Annotated in this window: 18 protein-coding genes; 9 read left to right on the top strand and 9 right to left on the bottom strand. The window is 71.4% G+C overall.

Translation table 11 applies throughout. The annotated features are described in order from the left end of the window. The first annotated feature begins 34 nt into the window (after positions 1 to 34). Entirely contained in the window at positions 35 to 667 is a 633-nt protein-coding gene (locus tag BLT82_RS00880) for a TetR/AcrR family transcriptional regulator (RefSeq protein WP_093651812.1), read from the top strand. A 245-nt stretch (positions 668 to 912) separates the two neighbouring features. Here the strand turns inward: BLT82_RS00880 and BLT82_RS00875 are convergent, their stop codons facing one another. The 5 genes from BLT82_RS00875 to BLT82_RS00855 form a co-directional block, all read right to left on the bottom strand. Beyond that, the gene (locus BLT82_RS00875) at positions 913 to 2,100 is read right to left on the bottom strand and encodes a Glu/Leu/Phe/Val dehydrogenase dimerization domain-containing protein (RefSeq protein WP_093651811.1); all 1,188 of its coding nucleotides are present in this window, start codon (positions 2,098 to 2,100) and stop codon (positions 913 to 915) included. 19 nt (positions 2,101 to 2,119) lie between these two features. Then, positions 2,120 to 3,730 (bottom strand): 5-guanidino-2-oxopentanoate decarboxylase, encoded by a 1,611-nt coding sequence (locus BLT82_RS00870; protein WP_093651810.1) that lies wholly within the window; start codon positions 3,728 to 3,730, stop codon positions 2,120 to 2,122. 103 nt (positions 3,731 to 3,833) lie between these two features. Next, complete coding sequence (locus BLT82_RS00865) at positions 3,834 to 4,298, bottom strand: SET domain-containing protein-lysine N-methyltransferase (protein ID WP_093651809.1); 465 nt, start codon at positions 4,296 to 4,298, stop codon at positions 3,834 to 3,836. Beyond that, positions 4,288 to 5,532 carry a beta-ketoacyl-ACP synthase II gene (gene fabF, locus BLT82_RS00860; protein ID WP_093651808.1) on the bottom strand — a complete coding sequence of 415 codons (1,245 nt, stop codon included), beginning with the start codon at positions 5,530 to 5,532 and terminating at the stop codon, positions 4,288 to 4,290. Before fabF ends, BLT82_RS00865 begins: the two co-directional genes overlap by 11 nt. Positions 5,533 to 5,564: 32 nt before the next feature. Beyond that, a complete protein-coding gene (locus BLT82_RS00855; protein ID WP_093651807.1) occupies positions 5,565 to 7,004 on the bottom strand; it encodes a class I adenylate-forming enzyme family protein in 1,440 nt (479 codons plus the stop codon). 403 nt (positions 7,005 to 7,407) lie between these two features. On the opposite strand from BLT82_RS00855, the gene BLT82_RS00850 reads away from it, so the two are divergent. Next, entirely contained in the window at positions 7,408 to 8,217 is an 810-nt protein-coding gene (locus BLT82_RS00850; protein WP_404202454.1) for an alpha/beta fold hydrolase, read from the top strand. A gap of 75 nt (positions 8,218 to 8,292) precedes the next feature. Here BLT82_RS00850 and BLT82_RS00845 read toward each other — a convergent pair whose 3' ends face one another. The 4 genes from BLT82_RS00845 to fabG all read right to left on the bottom strand — a co-directional run bounded on the left by BLT82_RS00845 (position 8,293) and on the right by fabG (position 10,630). Then, positions 8,293 to 8,541, bottom strand: coding sequence for an acyl carrier protein (locus tag BLT82_RS00845; protein WP_093651806.1), 249 nt, complete (start codon positions 8,539 to 8,541; stop codon positions 8,293 to 8,295). 102 nt (positions 8,542 to 8,643) lie between these two features. Next, positions 8,644 to 9,111 carry a MaoC family dehydratase gene (locus tag BLT82_RS00840; protein ID WP_093651805.1) on the bottom strand — a complete coding sequence of 156 codons (468 nt, stop codon included), beginning with the start codon at positions 9,109 to 9,111 and terminating at the stop codon, positions 8,644 to 8,646. After that, positions 9,108 to 9,926, bottom strand: a complete 819-nt coding sequence (gene fabI / locus BLT82_RS00835) for an enoyl-ACP reductase FabI (protein WP_167745945.1) — start codon at positions 9,924 to 9,926, stop codon at positions 9,108 to 9,110. Before fabI ends, BLT82_RS00840 begins: the two co-directional genes overlap by 4 nt. Beyond that, a complete protein-coding gene (gene fabG, locus BLT82_RS00830) occupies positions 9,923 to 10,630 on the bottom strand; it encodes a 3-oxoacyl-ACP reductase FabG (RefSeq protein WP_093651803.1) in 708 nt (235 codons plus the stop codon). The genes fabI and fabG overlap by 4 nt, the downstream gene beginning before the upstream one ends. A gap of 662 nt (positions 10,631 to 11,292) precedes the next feature. On the opposite strand from fabG, the gene BLT82_RS00825 reads away from it, so the two are divergent. From BLT82_RS00825 to BLT82_RS00795, 7 genes are read left to right on the top strand one after another with little or no spacing between them, the layout of a single operon-like run. After that, entirely contained in the window at positions 11,293 to 12,480 is a 1,188-nt protein-coding gene (locus BLT82_RS00825) for an aminotransferase class I/II-fold pyridoxal phosphate-dependent enzyme (protein WP_244291768.1), read from the top strand. Between the two features lie 29 nt (positions 12,481 to 12,509). Next, complete coding sequence (locus BLT82_RS00820) at positions 12,510 to 13,292, top strand: SDR family NAD(P)-dependent oxidoreductase (protein ID WP_093651801.1); 783 nt, start codon at positions 12,510 to 12,512, stop codon at positions 13,290 to 13,292. 29 nt (positions 13,293 to 13,321) lie between these two features. Then, entirely contained in the window at positions 13,322 to 16,489 is a 3,168-nt protein-coding gene (locus BLT82_RS00815; RefSeq protein ID WP_167745931.1) for a non-ribosomal peptide synthetase, read from the top strand. Next, positions 16,486 to 19,329: a type I polyketide synthase gene (locus BLT82_RS00810; RefSeq protein WP_093651799.1), complete on the top strand. Its 2,844-nt coding sequence runs from the start codon at positions 16,486 to 16,488 to the stop codon at positions 19,327 to 19,329. The genes BLT82_RS00815 and BLT82_RS00810 overlap by 4 nt, the downstream gene beginning before the upstream one ends. A gap of 14 nt (positions 19,330 to 19,343) precedes the next feature. Beyond that, entirely contained in the window at positions 19,344 to 20,981 is a 1,638-nt protein-coding gene (locus BLT82_RS00805) for an aldehyde dehydrogenase family protein (RefSeq protein WP_167745930.1), read from the top strand. After that, a complete protein-coding gene (locus BLT82_RS00800; RefSeq protein ID WP_093651798.1) occupies positions 20,981 to 22,117 on the top strand; it encodes an acyl-CoA dehydrogenase family protein in 1,137 nt (378 codons plus the stop codon). The genes BLT82_RS00805 and BLT82_RS00800 overlap by 1 nt, the downstream gene beginning before the upstream one ends. Positions 22,118 to 22,123: 6 nt before the next feature. After that, positions 22,124 to 23,446, top strand: coding sequence for an aspartate aminotransferase family protein (locus BLT82_RS00795; RefSeq protein WP_093651797.1), 1,323 nt, complete (start codon positions 22,124 to 22,126; stop codon positions 23,444 to 23,446). Position 23,447 lies beyond the last annotated feature (1 nt).

The raw sequence follows: 23,447 nt of genomic DNA, 5'->3' as shown, positions 1-23,447 counted from the left end.
CGAAGCAGGAGCTTGCTTCCGGAGAGGAGGAACCATGGGACAGAAGCGCACCCTTGGTGTGGTGGTGGATTCCAGTGGAGCCCACCGAAGGGACCTGGACGCCCGTGACCGCGTCCTTGCCACCGCGATGAAGATGCTCGGCGAACACGGCTACTCGAAACTTACCATCGGTGGCGTGGCGGCCGAGGCGGGCGTCGGGAAGGCGACGCTGTACCGGTCGTGGCCCAACAAGGCGGCACTGGTGCTGGACGTGATCCGTGGCGAACTCCGGGACGTGCCCACGGAGGACCTGGGCGACAGCCGTGCCGAGATGCTAGCGCTGGCGTCGCAGGCGCTCGGCCAGTTCTACGGCTCGGAGCGGATCAGGACCGTGCTGCCGGCCCTGGTCGGTGACCTGTCGGAGGATTCCGCGCTGCGCCAGCGGCTGTGGGAGGAGATCGTCGAGGCCCGCAAGAAGCAGTCGATGACCGTCATGGAGCGGGCGTTGGGCCGGGGCGACCTGCCCGCCGACACCGACGTCTCGCTCGTTCTCGACATGTGGGCGGGCACGATGCTGTTCCGCGCGCTCTTCTCGGCGGATGCCATGGACGACGAGACCATCGAGCGGTTCGTCGACGCCACCATCGCGTCCCCGCCCCGCACGGGCGGTTCCCAGCCCGTCGGCTGACCTGCGAAGCACCGTTCCCGCTCCCGTGGCCGCCGCGGTGGGGCGCGGGAGCTGCCGGCGCCGATGCGACCGCCCCAATGCGACCGCGCCCGTGGGGCGCCGTTCGGTGAACGGCGCCCCACGGGCGCGGAACGCCCTGCGGTCCCGGGGTGGCCGGACGGGCCGGATCACCCGGGACCGCGCGGACCCGACGGGGACGGGGACGGACAGGAGCCGCCTCCCGTGTGAACCCGTGTGGAGCGGCGTCAGGCCGGGAGGTCGCCGTAGCGGACCCGGGCCTGATGCAGATTCTCCTCGGAGATCGCCGTCGCGGCCTGCCGCGGGGTCGCCCCGGTCTCCCTGACCCGCTGGAAGATCGCGGTCGTGATCTCCCTCATCGTCTTCTCGATCTTGGTAAGGGCCTGGTCGGCGTCCGGGCCGATGTCCCCGAAGAGGGTCCACCACCACCAGCTGTTGGCGGCGAAGTTCGCGGCGAAGTCGGGCACGACGACGACGCCGCGCGCCGCGAGTGCCGCCTCGGCGCCCGGCAGTACCGAGACGTTCGCACCCTCGACCAGATAACGGCAGCGCACATCGGCGTGGTTGGTGTCGTCGACGGCGTACGAGGCGGCGGCGGTGACGAGAATGTCGGCCTCGACCGTGAGCCAGTCCTCGACCGGGAGCAGGGTGACCCCCTGCGGCAGGGTCTCCCGGTTCACCAGGCCGGCCGGGCTGCGGTCGGCCAGCAGCCGCTCCACGTCGACACCCCGCTCGTCGACGACGACGCCGTCCCGGTCGACGACCGCGACGACCCGGATCCCCGCGCGGGCGAGATAGCGCGCGGTGGCGCCCCCCATGGAGCCGAAGCCCTGGACCACCGCGGTCTGCTCGCCCGGCAGTTCATGGTGCTCCGACAGCACGGCCAGGACCGACTGGGCCACTCCGTAGCCGCCCACGGTGTCCCCGAGTCCGAGACCGTCCACCTCCACGGCGAACGCGTCGGAGATCCGGGTGAGACCGGCGTCGGCACCGTCCTCGACGAACGGCAGCGCGGCATGGACACAGGAACGGAGGCCGATCCGCTCGAAGGCCCGGTCGATGTCCTCCTGCCGGGTGCCGAGGTCTTCGCCCACCGACCAGTAGGTCTCGGCGAGGGGGCGGACGGCCCGCAGGAACCGTTCGAGCACGGCGGGGGCGTCCGGGTGCGACGGGTCGAAGTCGATACCGCCCTTGGCACCGCCGAAGGGTGCGTAGTGGTCCTCGGGCCGGTAGACCAGGGCCTCTTTCAGGGTCATGGCCCTGGCGAGGTCCGCGACCTCTTCGAGGGTGCAACCGGACCGCATGCGCAACCCGCCGCTCGACGCTCCGCGCAGCAGGCGGTCGATCACCAGGTGGCCGGTCGCGCCGGTCGTGTCGTCGGTCCAGGTCACGTGCAGATAGGGCTGCTGTCCCACGGGGGCTCCCGAATGCGTGTCAGGCGGATGGCGGTTCGGACAATGCGGGTGGCTCCGGGACGACCACGACCGTGGGGCCCGGAACGGTGAGCGCACGCGCCACGGCGTCGTGCAGTTCGTCGGGTGATGTGACATGGCTGCCGTGGCCTCCGTAGGCACGGCAGATGGCCGCGAAGTCGGGGGTGGTGAGGTCCACTCCGACGGCCGGCTGGCCCCGTTCCGCCATCTCCTGGCGGATCATGCCGTAACCGCCGTTGGACACCACGACGATCGGAAGGGGGGCGCCCAGCTCCACGGCGGTGGCGAGCTCGTTCACCGTGAACTGGAGCCCGCCGTCCCCGCTCAGCGCGGCGACCGGCCGGCCGGGGCGTGCCACGGCGGCGCCGATGGCGGCGGGGAGCGCGTAGCCGAGCGTGCCGAAGCCGGTCGGGTACAGGAATCGTCCCGGCCGTTCCACGGGGAAGCCCGCGATGGCTCCGAAATAGCAGGCCATCGCGCTGTCGTTGGTCAGGACGGCATCGGCGGGCAGGGCATTACGCAGTGCGTCGACGACGTCCCGCCAGCGTCGCCCGTAGGCGCGCACCGCGGAACGGACCGCGGGGGCGACGGGGGTATCTCCGCTCCGCCCGGGGGCACGGGGGATGGAAGGGGCGGAGCGGAGATGCTTCAGGAGCCCGGACAGCACCTGCGCCGCGTCCCCGGTCAGGGGATGGGCGGCGACGGCGTTCCGGTGCATCTGGCCGGCCTCGACGTCGACGCGGACGACGCGACCGGAGAGGCGCAGGGGGCCGTTCCAGGTGTCGGTCTCGGACAGTTCGGTGCCCACGGCCAGGACGACGTCGGCGGCCGCGAGGAGCTCCTGCACCCGGGGCACGTGCAGGGCGGCGCCGAGGGAGAGCGGATGGCTCTCGGAGAGCACGCCCTTGCCGTTGGCGGTGGTCACCACGGGCGCGTCGAGCGCTTCCGCGATCCGGCACAGCTCGGCGGCGGCGGCCCGGGCGCCGCCCCCGGCGACGACCACCGGGCGGCGGGCGGCCGTCAGGGTGCGGGCCGCGGCGGCCACGGCCCCCTCGTCGGGGGCCGGGAGCGCGACGGGCAGGGGCGGCGGCAGGGGTACGGGGTCGACGTCGGCGTCCAGCAGGTCGTAGGGGATCTCGAGGTGCACCGGGCGCGGCCGGCCCGAGGCGAACTCCGCGAACAGCGCGGCGACGAGAACGGGAAGGTCCTGGGGACGCGTCACGCGGTACGAGGCGGAACAGACCGCGGCGAGTGCCGCGGACTGGTCCCTGGTCTCGTGCAGCAGCCCGTCGCCCCTGTGGTGCTCCGACGGCATGCCCGGTGAGATCACCAGCAGCGGGACGGAGTCGGAGTACGCCTGGCCGGCGGCGGCGGCGGCGTTGAGCACGCCGGGACCGCTCGTCGTGATCACCACACCGGGGCGGCCGGACACCCGGGCGTAGCCGTCCGCGGCATAGCCCGCTCCCTGCTCGTGCCGCGGCGTGACATGGCGCAGCCCGTACCGCTCGAGGTGGGCGTAGATCCCGAGGTTGTGCGTTCCCGGAATGCCGAACACCACGTCGACGGAGTGCTCGTGCAGTGAGGAGACCAGTAGTTCTCCGACGGTTGGCACGGTGAAGGGCTCCTCTTCGGGGAGGGAGAGCGGGTCCGGCCGGAGCGGCCGCCCGGGTCGGCACCCGGACGGCCGTTCGGCGCAGGTCGGTACGGGTGGGACGTCAGTCCACCGCGACGGCGTCCCGGTCGGCGACCAGGGCGCGGATGTGGTCGTTCACGGCGTAGCGCCGCAGCACGTCGGCGGAGAGCGCCTCGGCGCCGGTGATCTTGCCGAGGCAGCCGGCGTGACCGCAGGCGCAGTCGAACGGCGTGGTCATCTCCCACTCCGTGGAGGGGTAGAAGAACGTCAGCGCGTCACCCGCGGCGAGCGGGCGGAGGGCCACGACGCTGCCGGTCGAGGCGTCGACGAACGTGCTGGGCACGCAGGAGTGGTTGAGGTAGCGCACCGCGTCGGCGTCGACGTGACGGTCGCGGCCGACCTGGATGGTGAACTTGGTGGGCTCGGAGTCGACCGCCGACTCCTCCCAGGAGCCGACGACCGCGCCTGCGGGAACGTCCTGCCGGGCGACGTAGCCCTTCTCCCCGGACGGAAGCGTTGCGGTGTCCATCAGATCGTTACGCGGCATAACTCTCTTCCTCCTTGAGGCTGCGCACTACGAGGACGGCGTTGTGGCCGCCGAAGCCGAACGAGTTGCTCATGGCGACATCGACCTCCCACTCCTGGGCCACGCCCGGGACGAAGTTGATGTCGGGGTCCAGCGGGTCGTTGCAGTTGAGGGTGGGAGGGACGACGTCGCGGCGGACGGCCAGCAGCGCGGCGATGAGTTCCACGGCGCCGGTGGCGGAAATGAGGTGTCCCGTCATGGACTTGGTGGAGCTGACGGGGATGCGCGTGGCGTGCTCGCCGAACACCCCGCGGATGGCGGACACCTCGGTGGAGTCGTTGAGTTGCGTGCTGGTGCCGTGGGCGTTGATGTAGTCGACGTCCTGCGGCTGCAGGCCCGCCGACTCGAGCGCGATGCGCATCGCCGTCTTGGTGCCCAGCGCGTCGGGATGTGGTGCGGTCAGGTGGTACGCGTCGGTGGTGGCGCCGTAGCCGGCCAGCTCACCGAGGATGTGCGCACCGCGACGCAGCGCGTGCTCGTACTCCTCCAGGACGACGACACCGGCGCCGGCGCCCATGACGAAGCCGTCGCGCTCGCGGTCGAACGGGCGGCAGGCGAGCGACGGGTCGTCGTTGCGGCGGGACAGCGCCTGGCAGGCGGCGGCCCCCGCGATGTTCAGCCTGGTCACGGGCGCCTCCGCACCGCCCGCGATCATGACGTCCGTCACCCCGAACTGGATGAGCCGGGCCGCTTCGCCTATGCAGGTCGCACCGGAGGCGCATGCCGTGCTCAGACTCGACGAAGGACCGCGCGCGCCCAGCCACATGGCGACCTCACCGGCGGCGCTCTCCGATCCGCTGGTGGCGAAGAAGAACGGGCTGACTGCCCGGGCTCCCCGCTCGTGGAGCTTGACCGTGGTGTCGTAGGTCATCTGTGCGGCGCCCACGGACGAGCCAAGATAGACGCCGGTACGGGCGGCGAGGTCGTCGCTCATCTCGAGCTTGGCCTCGCGGACCGCTTCCATGGCGGCCGCAAGCCCGTACTGGGCGCTGGGGTCCATGCGGCGGCTCACCTTGTGCGGCATGTAGGCCGCGGGGTCGAAGTCCTTGACCTCGGCGCCGATACGGACCGGCAGGTCCGAGGCGTCCCAGGACTCGATGGCGGAGATGCCGCTCCGGCCGTCGATCAGGGACTGCCAGAACGATTCGACGGTGTTGCCGATCGGTGTGATGACACCGGTTCCTGTGACGACCACCCGCCTGAGCGGTCGGGTTTCGTGTGCGCGCACTAGAGTGAACTCCGATCCTCGGGTGTTTCTGATCCGGCCAGTGCCATGGCCCTGAGCTGCTTGTTGTCCGGCTTTCCGTTGCGGTTGAGCGGGAAGGCGCCGCAGACCACGACGCGGTTGGGGTATTCGAAGGGCGAGAGCTGGGCGCAGATGCGCTCGCGCCAGTACAGGACGTCCCGGCCCTCGGGGTCCTGGACGAAGAACACCAGTCGGCTGCCGAGCCGTTCGTCGGGCAGCGGGACGATCTTGACCGGTGCTCCACAACCGCCGGCCGTGCGCTCGATGACCTCCGGGTAGAGCGTGTAGCCCATGCGGTGGACGGCGAGCTTGCGGCCGAGGACGAACAGGTTGCCTTCGTCGTCGAAGCGCCCGAGGTCGCCCGTGCGGTACCAGTCGCCGGACACCGGCTCCACCTGCCCGTCCGCGCCCAGATAGCCGGAGAAGAGGTCCGGAGTGCGGACCATCACCTCTCCGATGCCGGGGGCCTCCGCGCCGGGGCCGGACTCCAGCCGCACGTCAATGCCGGGGAGTACGGGACCGCAGCCCACCGGGTTGTCCGGAGTGGCGAAGGCGATGTTCCCCAGTTCGGTGCTGCCGTAGCCGTCGAGCAGCGGCAGGCCCAGGGCGGCGACGAACCGTTCGGCCGCGGATCGGTCGAGCGGGGCGCCGCCCGTGCAGTACATCCGCACCTTGCGCAGGTCCGCCGCCATCTCGGGCCGGCGTTCCGCGAGGTTGAGGATGCTGAGGTGCACCGCCGGCGTGGCGTCGACCACGGTGGCACCGAACATGCCTGCCATGCGCACCGCGTGGTCGAGCCGCCGGTACGGGGCGATGACCAGGGACGAGCGGGCCAGCCACGCGGTGAGCAGCATGGACAGGCCGTACTGGTGGGAGAAGGGGAGCAGCGGCAGGAGCACGTCGTCCGGGCGGTGCCCCATCCGCTCGATGGAGCGGTCGAGGTTCCGGAGCATCGCCTCGCCGGACTTGACGATGCCCTTGGGCTCCCCGGTCGACCCCGAGGACCAGGTGATGAGGCCGTCCGGGAGGGCGCGCCAGGCGGTGAAGGAGAGCTCGCCCGCCTCATGGCCCGTCGTGGACGGGCCGCCGGCCGCCTCGGCGAGCAGCTCGTCCACGGAGACCGTCGCACCGGCCGGTGCCCGGTTCGCGCCGTCGGTGATGGTCAGCCGGGAGCGGGCCAGGGTCACGACCCGCTCGGTGACGGCGTCCTGCTGGAGGTCGTCGAGGAGCACGATCGAGACCCCGGTGTGCATCAGGGCGAGGAGGACGACGACGAAACCGCCCGAATTGCCCGCCTTGAGAGTGACGCGGTCACCGGCTTCGATGCCACGCGCGCGCAGCGCCTCCGCCAGGCCGAGTGCCTGGCGTTCGACTTCGTCGTAGGTCGTTTCCGAATGCGGAGTGAATAGCTTTGACGTCACGGCAATTCCGATTTCTCTTGCGGCCGTCATGGAAATGCGGCATGGCGAAATCACTGCCAGGGGTTTCGAGCGTGCAAGAGCTCCCGAGCCAATGCGCAGAGCGCGGCTCAAGAGTGAACGGCATGGCTGCCACGGGGCGCCGCGCGATGCGCAGCCGCCCGCGCCGACGCTACCGGCGCTGCCAGGAGTACCAGAGCGTCTGCCCCAGCCAAACGATGTCGCGCGCGACGCCGAACAGCGCGTTTGCGATCCTCTTCATAGAACTTCCCCCGTGAGTGAGCTCGCACGCGGACCGCTCTGGAACGATCCGACTCGTTCAGGCTAGAGTGTGGGGGCTGGCCTCGTCAAGGAATTCGAGACTATTTGACGAGCCCTCACGACAGCTTTCGGGAAGGGGACTTGGGTGCATTCTGAAAGCCCATGGCGGAAGGCCGGTGAGCCCGGAATTTGGACCGCCGGCAGCTCAACGGGAAAGCCACTGGTACTGGTTCACGGAATCCGCGTCTCCGCGCACATGTGGAAGCCGCACGCCCGCCTGCTGGCCCCTGATTTCAGGGTCACCGCATGTGATCTTCCGGGGCACGGCGCCCTCGCCGGCTCACGGTTCACCCTCGACGGAGCGGTGGCCCAGGTCCGGGCCGCCCTTCAGGAGGCCGCGACCGCCACCGGCCGTCCGGTGGTCCTGGCCGGCATGTCGCTCGGCGGCTTCGCGGCGCTCGCCACGACCGCCGCCCATCCGGAGCTGGTTGCCGGACTGCTCGTGAACAACTCGACCGCCCAGCCGCGCGGAGTGGCCGCCCGGCTCTACCGCAACGCAGGCCGGCTCATGCGCTGGGCCGGCGAGGAGCGGTCGGCACGGCTGAACGCCGCGCTCTTCAGGAAGTTGCTGCCCAAGGAGAGCGCCGAGGCGGTGCTGGCCGGCGGGCTCTCCATGCGGGGCTTCTCCGAAGCGGTGGACGAACTGCCGCGCCACGACTTCATCGCCATGGCCCGCCGGTGCACGGTTCCTCTCCAGATCGTGAACTGCCGGGGCGACCGCCTGCTCACGGCCGACGAGCGCGCGTTCCTGGAGGCCGCCCACAGCGCGGGCTCGACCGCCGAGCTGACGCACGTCAAGGGCACGCACATTCTGGCGTTGACCGACCCCGAGGGCTTTACCCGCATCCTGCGGTCCGGTTACGACCGGCTGACCGGAGGGGCGGCGAAGGCCTGAGCCGATCCGGGGCGCTGCCCCAGCCCCTCCGCGGCGGACCCCCGAAGGACCGGGGGCTCCGCCACGGAGTGCCGCTCAGCCTGCGTGCAGCAGGATGAAGTCGGCCGCGTCCCGGACGGTCTTGAAGGTCTTGGCCTCCTCCTCCGGGATACGGATGTCGAAGCGCTCCTCGGCGGAGACGATGACCTCCACCATGGACAGCGAGTCCACGTCCAGCTCGTCGACGAACGACTTGTCGGGCTGGACGTCCTCGATCGGGGTGCCGGTTACCTCGTTCACGATCTCGCTGAGGCCGGTGAGGATCTCGTTCAGGTCGAGTGCCATGAGACTGCCTTTCTCTGTTGGGTGGTGGACGGCCCGCAGGGCCGTCCGGAAAAGGTGCGAAGGTCTTGCGGCTCCCGTGGAACGGGGCGCGTGGGCCGGCGCTCAGGCCCGGTAGAGCGTGGTCTGCTCGCAGGTGCAGGCGGTTCCGCCGTCCTCCAGCTCGATGGCGACCTTCACCGTCACCTCCGTGTAGCCGCGGGGGCGGGGGCGCACCGAGACGAGGTCGACTCCGGCCCGCACCCTGGCGCCCGCGGGGACCGGGGAGCGGAAACGCACCTTGTCGACACGGTGGTTGACGGCCGCCGACACACCGGTGACGTCGTACACCTCGGATGTCAGCAGGGGCAGCAGGGAGAGCGTGAGGAAGCCGTGGGCGATCGTGCCGCCGAAGGGGCCTTCGGCCGCGGCGGCCTGGTCGGTGTGGATCCACTGGTGGTCGCCGGTGGCCTCGGCGAACAGATCTATCCGGCTCTGGGGGACGCCGTGCCAGGTGCTGTGTCCGAGGTGCTCCCCCGTCGGCAGCGACGCGAGCTCCTCGGTGGTGAAGGACCGTGTTGCCGCCGTCGTCATCCCGCCACCTCCGCCGCGAGGCGTGCAGGGCGATCCCCGATGGCGTGCGCCCCGCCGTCGACGTGCACGATCTCGCCGGTGGTCGCCGGGAAGAGATCGGAGAGCAGCGCGACGCACGCGCGGGCGACCGGTTCGAAGTCGGACGGGTCCCAGCCGAGGGGCGAGCGCTCCGACCACTCCGAGCCGAACGGCGCGGCGCCCTCGGACTCGGCGGTGGGCGAGATGTTCCGTGCGGCCATCGTCAACAGGGGCCCGGCCGCCACGAGGTTGACCCTGATGCCGCGCGCGCCGAGATGCGACGCCAGATAGCGGGTGCACGACTCGAGGCCGGCTTTCGCCACACCCATCCAGTCGTAGCCGGACCACGCGGAGGACGCGTCGAAATCGAGCCCGACGACCGATCCGCCGCGGTCCATGAGGGGCAGCACGGCGCTGGTGAGCGCCTGGAGGGAGTAGGTGGAGATACGGAACGTGGTGGCGGCCTCGTCCCACGACGTGGTGAGGAAGTTGCCGTCGAGCGCCCCGGGCGGGGCGAAGGCGACCGAGTGCAGCACGCCGTCGATCCGGTCGGCGTGCGGGCGCACGCGGTCGGCCAGCGAGGCCAGTTGTTCCGCGTCGGTCACGTCCAGCTCGATGACCGGGGCGGGCTCGGGCAGCCGCTTGGCGATGCGCTGGACGAGGCTGAGCCGTCCGTAGCCGGTGAGGACGACGCGTGCGCCCTGCTCCTGAGCCGCCCGGGCGGCGTGGAAGGCGATCGAGGAGTCGGTGATGACCCCCGTGACCAGCAGGGTCTTTCCGCTGAGCAGTCCCATCAGTTCCCCATTCCGATTCCGCCGTCGACGGGCACGACGGCTCCGGTGATGTAGCCCGCTTCCCGGCTGGTCAGGAACCGCACGGTGGCGGCGACGTCCTCCGGGGTGCCGAAGCGCCCGAGCGGCACCGCCCCGGCGGCTTCCTTGCGCAGTTCCTCCGGCAGCGCGGCCGTCATGTCGGTGTCGATCCAGCCGGGTGCGACCACGTTGACCGTGATGTCCCGGCGGCCGAGCTCGCGGGCCAGGGATCGGGCGAACCCGACCATCCCCGCCTTCGCCGCGGCGTAGTTGGTCTGGCCGGACGAGCCGGAGAGGGCGGAGGTGGAGGAGATCAGCACGATGCGGCCGTGCCGGCGGCGGACCATACCGCGCAGCGTGCGGCGGACCAGGCGCACGGCACCCATCAGGTTGGTGTCGACCACGTCGAGGAAGTCGTCCTCGCCCATGCCGACCAGCAACGCGTCGCGGGTGATGCCGGCGTTGGCCACCAGCACCTCGACGGGACCGAGGGCCTCCTCGACCTGGCCGACCGCGTCGTCCACCTCCTGCTTCGAGGTGACGTCGCACTTGACCGCCAGGAAGTCGTCGGGTGGCGGGGAGCTCCGGCAGGTGACGGCGACCGAGTCGCCGCCGGCGTGCAGTGCCCGGGCCACGGCGAGACCGATCCCCCGGTTCCCCCCGCTGACGAGGGCGGTGCGTCCGGACATGGGCGGATAAACCTCCGAAGATGAGCGGACGACCCGCGGCGTACGCGGCCGGCCGTCGACGATTGACCGGTGTTCCAAAGGAAGGCGACTGATGGCCGGCCTGCTGTCACCGGCGGCGGGCGCGACACCCATTCCCGGAATATCGCGGCCTCGCAGAATTGAAAGCCAGCAAAGCCGACCCGGCCGGAGAGTGTCAACCTGCATAGGACGGACGGAAAGGCTCCACTTTCCCGGAGCGCCTTCCCCCGCTTACGGACACCTCGGCACGACCGAAGGAAAAGTCCAGGTCAAAGCGGCGGCCAAAGGTTTACTTGACGGAGTTGGTGGCAGCGGCCTAGATTGAACGAGCCGGATCGTTCTGGCCGTCGGCTCATCAGGGGGACTCTGCTGCTGACAGGCCTGGTGCTCGGTCCGTGCCCAGCCAGTGCCGGTCTGCAAACGTACGGGGGAGTACACATGCACGAGGCCATCGCCTTGGCGCGCTCACGCGCCTGAGCACTCTTACTTTCTTCTCTTTCTCACCGGACGCCACCGTCTTCAGGTATGCGGTGCCGTGTGTGCCCTGCGGGCCGATTGCCGGCTCAAGGCTGCTCGGAAATAGAAATCGCCGGTGAAGATTTCCGTACCGCCATGCCTTGATGAGACCTGTCGAAAGGCGAACCGTGGGCGTCATTGAAAAGTGCTATTCCTACACCCGTTCCCGGGAAGGGAAAGCAAGCGGCTACTACCCCTTCTTTGTCAGTTTCGACGGCCGCACCGACGGGGTGGCGCGGCTCTCCGACGGCCGCGAACTCGTGATGTGCGGCTCCAACGACTATCTGGGACTGAGCACCGATCCCCGCGTGACGGGTGCCGCGGCCGAGGCCGCACGCGACCTCGGCGCCGGATGCACCGGGTCCCGCCTGCTCAACGGCAACCTCGAACTGCACGAACGACTGGAGCGCGAGCTCGCAGCCTTCTTCGGCAAGGAGGCGGCACTGGTCCTCACCACCGGGTATCAGGCCAACCTGGGGGCCGTCGCGGGGCTGTGCGGTCCCGGGGACACCGTGTTCGTCGACAAGGACGCCCACGCCTCGCTCATCGACGCGGTCCGGCTCAGCCGCGCCAGGCTGCAGTGGTTCGACCACAACGACACGGCCGATCTGGCGGCGAAGCTGGCCCGGCATCCGGGCCGCGGCGGCCGACTCGTCGCCGTCGACGGCGTCTACAGCATGGAGGGCGACCTCTGCCCGCTCCCCGAACTGGTTCGGGTCTGCGAGGAGTTCGACGCCACGCTGCTCGTCGACGACGCGCACGGCGCGGGAGTCCTCAGCGCCGGCCGCGGCACCTGTGACCACTTCGGCCTGACCGACAGGGTGCCCCTCATCACCCTGACGTTCTCGAAGGCCTTCGGATCCATCGGCGGAGCGGTCCTCGGTGACGAGGCCGTCATCGAGTACCTCCGTCACCACGCCCGCAGCCTGCTCTTCTCCGCCAGCAGCAGCCCGGCCAACACCGCTGCGGCGCTGGCGGCGCTCGACATCGTCCGTGACGAGCCCTGGCGCTGCGAAACCGTGGTGAAGAAGGCGGACTACATGCGGCGGGAACTGGCCGCGCTCGGCTACCGCACGGGCAACTCCGAGTCCCCCGTCGTACCCGTCGACACCCACGACGAACTGCACACCGTCATCGGGTGGAAGCGTCTGATGGAGGAGGGCGTGTACGTCAACGCCGTCCTGCCACCCGCCGCGTCGCCCCGGCTGCGGACCAGCTACACCGCCGTCCAGACCGACGAGCACCTCGAGCGGACGCTCGCCGCCTTCGCGACCGTGCGGAGTGACCTCGGCCCCGTGCTGACAGACGCCGCGTGACCACCGGCCGTTCGACAGGCAAGGAACCCATGCCCACCGCACTCATCACCGGAGCGACCGCCGGGCTCGGCCGCGCCTTCGCCCGGGCTCTCGCCCGGGACGGATACGGCCTGGTCCTGGTCGCCCGTTCCGAACCCGCGCTCACGAAGACGGCCGAAGAGCTGCGGGACGCCCACGGCACGGCGGCCGAGGTGCTCGCGGCCGACCTCTCCACCGACGAGGGCTGCGACGCGGTCCGCGCCCGCCTCGTCTCCGGGCCGCGAGTGGATCTGCTCGTCAACAACGCGGGCATCGGACACGAACGCCCCTTCCTCACGAACGGCACCGCCTCGGAAGAACGACTCCTCGACCTCAACGTAAGGGCCGTGCTGCGCCTCACCGACGCGGCACTGACCGCCATGACCGACCGCCGCGGGGGCGCGATCCTCAACGTCGCCAGCGTCGCCGGCGTCGGGCCGTCGTGGCTGAGCTCCACCTATCCGGCGAGCAAGGCGTGGGTGATCGCCTTCACCGAGTCCCTGGCGTGGTCCCGCCAGGTGCGCGAGGCCGGCGTCCGCATGACCGCGGTCCTCCCCGGATACACCCGCACCGAGTTCCACCAGCGCGCCGGCATCCCGACGACGTTCCCGCCGGCCTGGCTGTGGCTGGACGCCGACGACGTGGTGCGCACCGCGCTCCGTGACCTGCACAGGGGAAAGGTCATCAGCGTGCCCAGCCTTCGCTACAAGGCCGCCGCCTGGATGCTGCGGCACCTGCCGCGATCGCTGACACGCCAGGGCGCCTGGGACATCAGCGCCCATCCGCACCGATGAGGGCACACGAAAGCACTTTTGGGGGAAGCATGGGAAGCCAAGAGAGCGTGACGCCGGCGACCCCGGCGCAGCTCAAGCTCTACACACACGCACGGGTGTTCCCCAGAGACCCGTCGTTCAACCTGGGTGGCACGTTCCACATCACGGGCCCGGTCGACGTCGACCGGCTGAGGACGGTCATCGGGCGGCTGGGGGCGGGAATCCGCGCGCTCAACACCTCATTCGAGGAGCGCGGCGGAATCGTGTACGCGGTCCACCGCGTCCCCGACATCGCCGATCCGGCCGACCTGGTGACGGTGACCGAACTCCACGGCGAGGGCTTACGCGAGGCACCCCGGCGGTTCGCCGCCAAGGCCGACCGCCCCATCCCTCCCGAGGCACCCCGCCAGTACGACTTCGAGATCTTCCGGGCTCCGGACGGAGTGTTCGTCACGCTCCTGTTCTCACACCTGATCTGCGACGCCTACACCTTCTACATGTTCGTCACCGAGCTGGAGCGCCTGTACGCCGACCCGGACGCCGAACTGACCCCGGCCGCCCTGGACGAGCCCGGCTCGCTCGTCACCGGTGCCGCACCCGCGTCGTCCGCCGCCGTCGACTTCTTCCGCAAGCGGCTCGGTGGAGTGACGACGTTCTCCGACGACCGTCTCCAGGGCAGCCGTTCGGCCGGCGGCGCCCTGCGGGGGCACCAGCGTCACCTCATCCTCACCGAGGAGGAGAGCGGCCTGATCCGCGCCAGGGCCGAGGACATCGGTGTCAGCCCCTTCGCCTTCTTCCTCGGGGCGTACCTCCTCGTCCACGCCCGCGTCACCGGCCGGCGCGAGGTCGTCACCGGCCTCCCCCTGGCGAACCGCCGGGGCATCCGCCAGCGCAAGGCGTCCGGATACTTCGTCAACATCCTTCCCCTCGCGGTGGACCTGTCCGACTTCGGCAGCTTCGGCGACCTGTGCCGGGACGTGCAGGAGACCACGCTCGGAATGCTCCGCTACCAGGGCTTCGACGTGGCCGCCCAGGTGCGGGAGGTGTGCCCCGGTGCCGAGGGCGGCTCGCTCGCGTTCAACAGCGCCTTCACCTACTACAAGCAACCCCTGCAGATCCGGATCCCGGGCTGCACCATCGAGTCGATCGAACTGCCGCGCCGGTACGCCAAGTACCCCCTCGTCATGAACGTCGAGGACTTCGGTACCAGCTTCAACGTCAACGTCGAGTGCTCCGAGGAGCAGTGGGGCACCGACCCGCTCGCCTGCATGCGGCAGGTCCTGGAAACGGTGTCCGCCGCCGGTGCGGACGTGCCCCTGCGCGACATCCCCGCGATGCCCCCCGAGGCGGAGAGGGAGCTGTCCCGGCGCATCAACCCCGGCGCGCGCGTCGTGGACGACGGCCCGTTCCCGTCCCTGACGACGTGGTTCTCGGACGTGGCACGGACCCATGCCGAGCGCGTCGCCGTGCGCGACGGTGACGAGTCCGTCACCTACGCCGAACTGGACGCCCGTGCCGACCGGGTGGCCCACGCCCTCGGCCGCGAGGTGCCGGGCGAACACGTGGGTGTGGCCATGCGGCGCGGGTCCGACCTGCTCGCGGTGATCCTCGGTGTGCTCAAGGCGGGCAAGGCGTACGTGCCGCTCGACCCGGGATCGCCCGCGAGCCGTGTCGGCCGGATCCTGGAGAGCTTCCCCGACGGTCTCCCCGTCGTCGCCGACGAGGAGCGCTGGCCTGACCGGGCGGTGCGCCACCTCGACGCCTCGGCCCTGCTGGTGCCCGGGGAACCGGTTCCCGCACCGGAGCCGGTGAAGGACCCGGACGCCTGCGCGTACACCATCTTCACCTCCGGCTCGACCGGCCGCCCCAAGGGTGTCCAGGTCACGCACAGGAACGTCGTCCGCCTCTTCCGGGCCTGCGAGGAGCACTTCGACTTCGGTCCCGACGACGTCTGGAGTCTGTTCCACTCCTACGCGTTCGACTTCTCGGTCTGGGAGATCTTCGGCGCCCTGCTGTACGGCGGCCAGGTGGCCGTGGTGCCGGCGGACACGGCCCGTTCACCGCAGCAGTTCCGCGACTTCCTCGCCGAGTACGGCGTGACCGTGCTCAACCAGACCCCCTCCGCCTTCGGCCAGTTGCTGAAAGTGCTGCGGCCGGGCGACCGGACCGCACTCGACGTGCGGTACGTCGTCTTCGGCGGCGAGCCCCTCCGCTACGCCGCCCTGCGCCCCTGGTACGAGCTGATGGGCGAGCAGGCACGGCTGGTCAACATGTACGGGATCACCGAGACCACCGTGCACGTCACCCACCACGCGGTCACTCCCGCGGACGCCCTCATGGAGAGGTCCTCGCTGATCGGCAGGCCCCTGGCCGATCTCACCGTCAGCGTCGTCGACGGCGAGGGCCACCACTGCCCGCCCGGCGTACCCGGAGAACTCGTCGTGTCCGGTCCGGGTGTGACGCTCGGCTACCTCGGCAGGCCCGACCTGACGTCCGAGCGCTTCGTCGTCGCGGACGGAGTCACGGCGTACCGCAGCGGCGATCTCGCCCTGGCCCGGCCGGACGGATCTCTCGTGCATCTGGGCCGCATCGACACCCAGGTCCAGTTGCGCGGCTTCCGCATCGAGCTCGGTGAGGTCGAGTCGGCGCTGCTGTCCGTCGACGGCGTGCGCGAAGCCGCGGTCCGGCTCGACGGCCGCGACCCGGAGCATCCGTCCCTCGTCGCCTTCGTCGTGGACTCGGCGGCGGTGCCGGACGACAGGCCCCTGCTGCGGCTGCTGCGCGAACGGCTCCCCGCCTACATGGTTCCCGCCAGGACGGTGCGGCTGACGGCCCTGCCGCTGACCGTGAACGGCAAGGTGGACGACGCCGCGCTGCCCTGGCCCGCCCTCGGCGACGCCGCACCGGCGCCGCTCGGGCGCACGCCGACCGGTCGCACCACCACCGACCTGGTGCTCTCCGTGTGGAGTGACGTCCTGCCCGGCGTGAGCGTGGGCGAGGACGACAACTTCTTCGACATCGGAGGCTCCTCGATGCACGTGGCCGACGTGCACACGAGGCTCCAGGAACAACTCCCGGGAGTTTCCCTCGACATGATCGCCCTGTTCACGCACACCACGGTGCGCAGACTGGCCGCACACATCGACACCCTCGGAGCGGACGGGAAGGCCCCCGGTGCCGCCGGCTCCCACGCTGCCCAGGAAGGAGCGACCCAGTGACCGAGTTCGCACCCGAGCAGTCCCGGCGATCCGGCCGGGGCACGCCCGTCGCCGTCGTCGGCATGGCCGGCCGCTTCCCCGGCGCGGACGACATCGGCCAGTTCTGGCAGAACCTGCTGAACGGCCAGGAGTCCGTGCGGGAGTTCACCGCCGACGAGATGCGCGCCGCCGGCGTACCGGAGGCGGGGATCTCCGATCCCAACCGCGTCCCCGCGGGTGCCGACATGGCCGGCGCGGACCTCTTCGACGAGCAGTTCTTCGGCATCACCGGACGTGACGCCGCCCTGATGGACCCGCAGCACCGAATCCTGCTGACCTGCGCCTGGGAGGCGCTCGAGGACGCGGGCACCCGCCCGGACTGGAGCGACGGCCGGATCGGCGTCTTCGCCGCCACGAGCCTGAGCACGTATCTGCTCTCCCAGGTCCTGCGGTCGGCCGACCACGCCGACGAGGCGATGAACTACCCGGTGCTGATCGGGAACGACAAGGACTTCCTCGCCACCCGGGTCGCCTACAAGCTCGGTCTGACCGGCCCGGGCATCAGCGTGGCGACCGCCTGCTCCAGCTCGCTCACCGCGGTGCACCTCGCCTGCACGGCACTGGAACGCGGCGACTGCGACGCTGCCCTCGTCGGCGGCGTCAGCATCACCGTGCCCCAGACCAGCGGCTACCTGTACCAGGAAGGCGGAATCCTCTCCCAGGACGGGCACTGCCGGGTCTTCGACGCCGCGTCCGGCGGCACGGTGAAGGGGAACGGCTGCGGAGTCGTGGTGCTCAAGCCGCTGGACAGGGCACTCGCCGAGGGAGACCGCGTCTACGCGGTGCTCCGCGGCAGCGCCGTCAACAACGACGGCTCCGACAAGATCGGTTTCACCGCCCCGGGCCCCGCAGGGCAGCAGGCCGTCATCGAAGCGGCCCTGCGGGACTCCGGCGTGCCGGCGGACTCCATCGGGTACGTCGAGGCGCACGGCACGGGAACCGCGCTCGGCGACCCGCTGGAGCTGCGGGCGCTCGCCGCGGCGCACCGCGCCGCCGGCGGACCGGCCCCCGATTGCGCCGTCGGCAGCCTCAAGGCCAACATCGGCCATCTCGACGCCGCCGCGGGCGTGGCCGGACTGATCAAGACGGCGCTGGTGCTGCACCACCAGACCGTCCCGCCGCAGATCAACTTCACCGCGCCCAATCCTCACATCGGTCTGGACGCACTCCCCTACCAGGTGCGCACCACCGCCGAGGGCCCTCACCAACTGCGTCTGCGGGCCGCGGCCGTGAGCTCCTTCGGCCTGGGCGGTACGAACGCGCACTGCGTACTGGAGGCCGCGCCCCGGCCACAGGTCGCGGAGTCCGGGCCGACCGGCGTGCGCTACCCGGTCGTGCTCTCGGGGAAGGACGACCGCGGTCTGCGGGCCGTCGCGCGCCGGCTGCGGGACCACCTCGCGGCCGAGCGGCACCGCCCGACCGTGCGCGACCTCGCGTACACGCTGCTCGCAGGCCGGCAGCCGATGCCCGTACGGCACGCGTTCGCCGCCGCGGACATCGACGAGGTACTGGAGGAGCTCGACGCGTTCCTGGACGAACGCGCGGACGGCCGGGCGGCCGCGGACTCCGGTGTCACCGGACAGGCCGTGCGGAGCTGGCTGGCCGGGCGCGACCTGCCCGCCGGCGAGTGGGCCGAGGCCTGGGACTTCCGCTCGGCACGGAAGATCGCCCTGCCGGCCTACCCCTTCCAGCGCAACCGCCACTGGATCGAGGCGGCCCCGCCGACCGGTGGGGCGGTCACGGCCGACGAGTCCGTGGACACGGGCACGGGCACGGGCACGGGAGTGACCAGGGAACAGTTCACCGCCCTGCTGGGGAAGCACCTCGGGGTGACCGGAATCGCCGAGGACGACGACTACTACGACCTCGGCGGGGACTCGATGCTCGCGGTCGAGATCGCGACCTCCCTGCGCGACGCGTTCGGCGTGCCGATCGACCTCGATGTCTTCGCGCAGTTGAGCACGGTGGGCGAACTGGCCGACTACGTCGTGTCCGTCGGCGCGGCCCCGGGCGGTGCCCGGGACCGCATCGGGCGCGTCGTGCCGATCCGCCAGGGCGAGGGCCGGACGCTGTTCCTCGTCCACCCCGCCGGTGGCACCAACTTCGTCTACTTCCGGATGGCCGTCCACTCCCGCTCCGCCGAGCCCCTCGCCGCGGTGTCCTACCCCGGCGAGGAGGACGGGCGACCGGGCACGCTGCGTGAACTGGCGGCGCTCTACGTCGAACAGATCCGGCGCGAGCAGCCCCACGGCCCGTACCGGCTGGGCGGCTACTCCTTCGGCGGCAATGTGCTGTTCGAGATGGCGCTCCAGCTGCGGGCTGCGGGCGAGGAGGTCGACACGCTGCTGATGCTGGACAGCCACCCGCCGGAGGCGTACGTCGGCGGCCACATCGGCGACGACGAGTTCGAGCGCGCCGTTCCGCTGCTGCTCACGTCCGCCGCTGCCGACGAGGAGCAGATGGAGCTGCTGCGCCGCGAGGGCTTCGTCGCGGCCTGGCGGCACAACCACGATCTGCTCAAGGGCCACTACCCGGACCGCCGGTTCGACGGCGACATCGTGCTGGTGGTCGCCGAGGAGGACGAGGACGGCGCGCTTCTGGACACCATGCGCATCCGGCGCCTCGACAAGGCGTCCCTCTGGGGCGGTCACGTCGAGGGCCGGGTCGAGGTCCTGAAGACGCCCGGCGACCACTTCAGCATGTTCGAGGACGGCGGGCGGCTCGAAGCTCTCGCCGCGACCTTCGACCGGGCACTGGCGCGGATCGCCGAACCGGCCGGCAAAGACGGGGACCTGGGATGAGGACGGAGTCGGCAATGCGCAGCTACGGCACCTACGTGGACGGCCACGAGCGGCCCTCGGACAAGTGGGTCTACACCGTGCACTCGTCGGCGATGCTGCGGGACACGATGGGCTCGGTCCGGCTCAAACGGGGCCTGGAGCGGGGCCGGATCGCACCGGAGGCCGCCACGGACGACGTCATCGGCCGGGTGGCGGTCGGCGACGGCCACGACATGGACGCGGCTCTCCACGTCGCCGCGGGGGCAGCCCGGGCCTGGTCGGCGGTTCCACCGGCCACCCGGCTGCGGGTGGTGGAGGAGTTCCACCACCTCGTCCGTGAGAAGAGCGCCGAGATCATCGACGTGATGGTCGCCGAGGGCCACCCCCGGATGCTCGCCCGCTGGGAGGTCGCCGGGATGCTGGCGAACACCGGGCCCGAGACCAGGGAGTGGATCGCGGGACAGATGGAGCACCGCCGGCGGCTGGGGCCCCGTGAGCTGACGCTCCGCCGGGTCGCCGACGGGGTCGTGTGCCTCAACCCCCCGCAGAACGCCACGGTCGCCAACGCGCTCCTCGGCATCTGGGTCCTCGCGGGCGGCAACTCCCTCGTCGTCCGGGCACCCCGCAGCGCACCGCTCGGCGTGATGCACGCACTGCACGAACTGATCGTGCCGGCGCTCGAACGGACCGGGGCACCCCCCGGGGTCCTCTCCGCGATCTGCTCACCGGCCGGGCCCGCACTGGCCCAGTGGCTGGACAGCCCGCTGGTCGACGACATCATGTACTTCGGGGACAGCGAGAAGGGCATCGCCTTCGGCGCCGAGTGCGTGGCGCGGGGCAAGAAGCCGGTCCTGGAGCTCGCCGGCAACGACATCGTGGTCGTGTGGCGCGACGCGGACCTGGAGCGCGCGGCGGACGCGCTGGCGGAGGCGTTCTACGGCTCCGGGCAGATCTGCATGGTCCCCAACTGCGCCGTCGTGCACCCCGCCGTGGCCGACGAGCTGCTCGGCCTGCTCGCCGACCGGGCGAGGGCGATCCGTCCCGGCCTCCCCGACGAGCCGGAAGCCCTCCTCTCGCCGGTGCTGCGCACCGACCGCTTCTTCGAGGTACTGCGCCAGGCCACGGACGGCGGCGGCAGGCTGGTGTGCGGAGGCCGGCGCCTGGACGTGCACGGCGAGGCCGACGACATGAACGGTGTGTTCCTGGAACCGACCGTGGTGCGGGTGGACGGGCTGAAGGGCGCCCGCGACCTGGACGTCGTGCGGCACGAGACGTTCTTCCCCCTGCTGCCCGTCGTGGTGCCCGAGGACCGCCCGGACGCCGAACTCCTCGACGCCGTCACCGCGTTCACCAGCGCCAACGAGTACGGGCTGCGCAACTCGCTGTGGGCCGAGGACGAGGACGTCATCGCCGGCTACCTCGCCGCGATCCGCGGCGGGGGGCTGCTGAAGGTCAACGACTCCCACATCGGCTTCCTGCCCCTGCTGCCGACGCACGGCGGCACCGGCCTGACCGGCGGCCCGGGCGGTGAGGCCAACTTCCCGCTGCTGCGCACCACGCACCTCCAGGGAGTCAGCGTCGCCCGGGGCGTCCTCCCCCGGCAGGCGGTGTTCGGCGACGCCCGGACCGAGGCGGCCCTTCCCGGCGACCAGAACGAGAGGAAGCGTCACTGATGCGCTCCATGGACCGCGCGCGCGAGGCGTGCGAGAAGCACCTGCCCCATCTGTACGACGAACTGGCGGACGTACCGCCCACCACCCTGGAGTCCCCGGGCGGGCCGGCACTCGACGCGTTCCGTCGCGCCGGAGGACCCGGGCTGCTCATCCCGACGACGTACGGCGGCTCCGGGGTGAGCGCCGTCGACGCGGCGCGGATCACCCGTGCGCTCGGCGCCCTCTCCCCCTCGCTCGGCGTGGCGAGCGCCATGCACAACTTCTCGGTTGCGGGTCTCGTCGCGCTCGTCGGCTCGGCCGGGGCCTCCGGTCTCGAATGGATGCTGATCGAGGGCATCGCCCGGGACCGGCTGCTCGTCGCCTCGGGCTTCGCCGAGGGCCGGACGGGCTCCGGCATCCTCGAGTCGGCGGTCACCGCCCGGCGCGCCGAGAACGGTTACGTCGTCAACGGAAGCAAGAAGCCGTGCAGCCTCTCCCGTTCGATGGACCTGCTCACCGCGAGCGTCGCACTCACCGGGGACGACGGTTCCACCCAGCTGGGCGTCGCCCTGATACCCGCCGGCTCCCCCGGAATCAGCCGCAATCCGTTCTGGGGAACGCCCGTCCTCGCGGGCGCCGAGAGCGACGAACTGGTCCTCCGGGACGTCCTCGTGGCCGAAGAGCTGATGCTGCGCCCCCAGGTCGAACTGGGCTCCGGACTCGACACGTTGCAGACCGTCGGGTTCGTCTGGTTCGAGCTGCTGGTCACCTCGGCCTACACGGGTGCGGTCGGCGGTCTTGCGGAGCGGGCCATCCGCGCCGGGCGGGGCAGCGCGGGCGACCGGGCCGCCCTCGTCATCGGTATGGAGGCGGCCGCGGCGCTCACCGAGAACGTAGCCGGTGCGATCGACTCCGGCACGGTCGGGAACGACGAGCTGGGGGCGGCGCTCACCGCCCGCTACGCCGTCCAGGACCTGCTGGTCGATCTTGCGGACCGGTCCGCCGAGCTCCTCGGCGGCCTGGCATTCGTCACCTCCCCGGAGGTCGGGCAGCTCCTGGCCGTCAGCCGCGCGCTGGCCTTCCACCCGCCGTCGCGGCTGAGCGCCGCCCAGGCGCTGCTGGACCACCACGACGGCGCTCCGCTGCGGGTGCGGTGACACGGGATGACTGCCGGAACGACCACAGCCTCCCCCGCCACCGGCGCCCCGGTGTCCCCCGGGCACCTCGGCGATGTCGCCGCCCGCTACCGGGCGCATCTGAGCCGCGGCCGCGCCAAGCTGGGGGAGATGTTCGGCGGCGACGTCGAGGTCTCGTCCCAAGGCTCCCGGGTGCGCACCGCACAGGGGCGCGACTATCTGAACTGCGGCGGCTACGGCGTCTTCCTCACGGGCGCCTGCCACCCCCGGGTCGTGGCCGCGGTGGAGCGGCAGATCCGAACACATCCGCTGTCGACGCGGCTGCTGCTGGAGCCGAGGGCCGCCGACGCGGCCTCGGCCCTGAGCCGGGTCGCCCCGGCGGGCCTCGAACGGGTCCACTTCACCGGCTCCGGGGCGGAAGCCGTGGAGACGGCGCTGAAGCTCGCGCGGAGCCAGGGGCACCGCCGGATCGTCTCGGCCGTCGGCGGCTACCACGGCAAGACGCTCGGCGCCCTCTCGGCGACCGGCAAGGCCCTGTACCAGGACCCGTTCCGACCGCTTCTGCCGGACAGCGTTCATGTGCCGTACGGCGACACGGACTCCCTCGCGGAGGCGGTCGGTCCGGACGGCTCCGACGCGGTCGTGCTGCTGGAGCCGGTCCAGGGCGAGGCGGGCGTGGTCGTCCCGCCCGAGGGATATCTGCGGGAGGTCGCCGCGCTGTGCGCGCGCACGGGCGCCTTCTTCGTCCTCGACGAGGTGATGACCGGTCTGGGCCGCCTCGGCCACTGGTGGGGCGCGGAGCGTGAGGACGTCGTTCCGGACGTCCTGCTCGTCGGCAAGAGCCTGAGCGGCGGGGTCGTCCCGGTGGCGGCCGCGATCGCCACCGCCCGGGCCTTCCGGGCGTTCGACCGCGACCCGTTCCTCCACACGTCCACCTTCTCCGCGGCCCCCATCGCGATGGCTGCGGCGGAGGCCTCGATCGCCGTGATCGAGGAAGAGGGCCTGGTGGAGCGCGCCCGCGCGCTGGGGGACACGGTGCTCACCGCACTGCGTGCCCCGCTCGAGACCCACTGCCCGCATCTCGTCGCGGACGTCCGCGGGGTCGGCCTGCTGCTCGGCGTGGAGTTCCGGGACGACGGTCTCGCCGGCGAGTTCCTGCTGGAACTCCTGGACCGCGGAGTGATCGTCAACCACTCGCTGAACGCGCACGCCGTCGTACGCCTCACACCGCCCGCCGTCCTCACGGACGCCGAGACGGAGGAGCTCGCGGCGGCCATCGACGGAGCGGCACGTGCCCTCGCCGGGCGCTTCCCGGCCGAGGACGGCCCGAACGAGGCAAGGAGCAGCTGAG

Origin of the sequence: Streptomyces wuyuanensis (assembly GCF_900103455.1) — a bacterium.
In the GTDB taxonomy this organism is placed as follows: domain Bacteria; phylum Actinomycetota; class Actinomycetes; order Streptomycetales; family Streptomycetaceae; genus Streptomyces; species Streptomyces wuyuanensis.
Note: the sequence above shows the minus strand (reverse complement) of the source record. Positions and strands in the feature narration are given on the sequence as shown.

Excerpts from the sequence above, each read along its gene's own strand:
- BLT82_RS00880 (WP_093651812.1), top strand. The coding sequence starts at position 35 with ATGGGACAGAAGCGCACCCTTGGTGTGGTGGTGGATTCCAGTGGAGCC.
- BLT82_RS00865 (WP_093651809.1), bottom strand. The coding sequence starts at position 4,298 with ATGCCGCGTAACGATCTGATGGACACCGCAACGCTTCCGTCCGGGGAG.
- BLT82_RS00845 (WP_093651806.1), bottom strand. The coding sequence starts at position 8,541 with ATGGCACTCGACCTGAACGAGATCCTCACCGGCCTCAGCGAGATCGTG.
- BLT82_RS00840 (WP_093651805.1), bottom strand. The coding sequence starts at position 9,111 with ATGACGACGGCGGCAACACGGTCCTTCACCACCGAGGAGCTCGCGTCG.
- fabG (WP_093651803.1), bottom strand. The coding sequence starts at position 10,630 with ATGTCCGGACGCACCGCCCTCGTCAGCGGGGGGAACCGGGGGATCGGT.
- BLT82_RS00820 (WP_093651801.1), top strand. The coding sequence starts at position 12,510 with ATGCCCACCGCACTCATCACCGGAGCGACCGCCGGGCTCGGCCGCGCC.
- BLT82_RS00815 (WP_167745931.1), top strand. The coding sequence starts at position 13,322 with ATGGGAAGCCAAGAGAGCGTGACGCCGGCGACCCCGGCGCAGCTCAAG.
- BLT82_RS00805 (WP_167745930.1), top strand. The coding sequence starts at position 19,344 with ATGCGCAGCTACGGCACCTACGTGGACGGCCACGAGCGGCCCTCGGAC.
- BLT82_RS00800 (WP_093651798.1), top strand. The coding sequence starts at position 20,981 with ATGCGCTCCATGGACCGCGCGCGCGAGGCGTGCGAGAAGCACCTGCCC.
- BLT82_RS00795 (WP_093651797.1), top strand. The coding sequence starts at position 22,124 with ATGACTGCCGGAACGACCACAGCCTCCCCCGCCACCGGCGCCCCGGTG.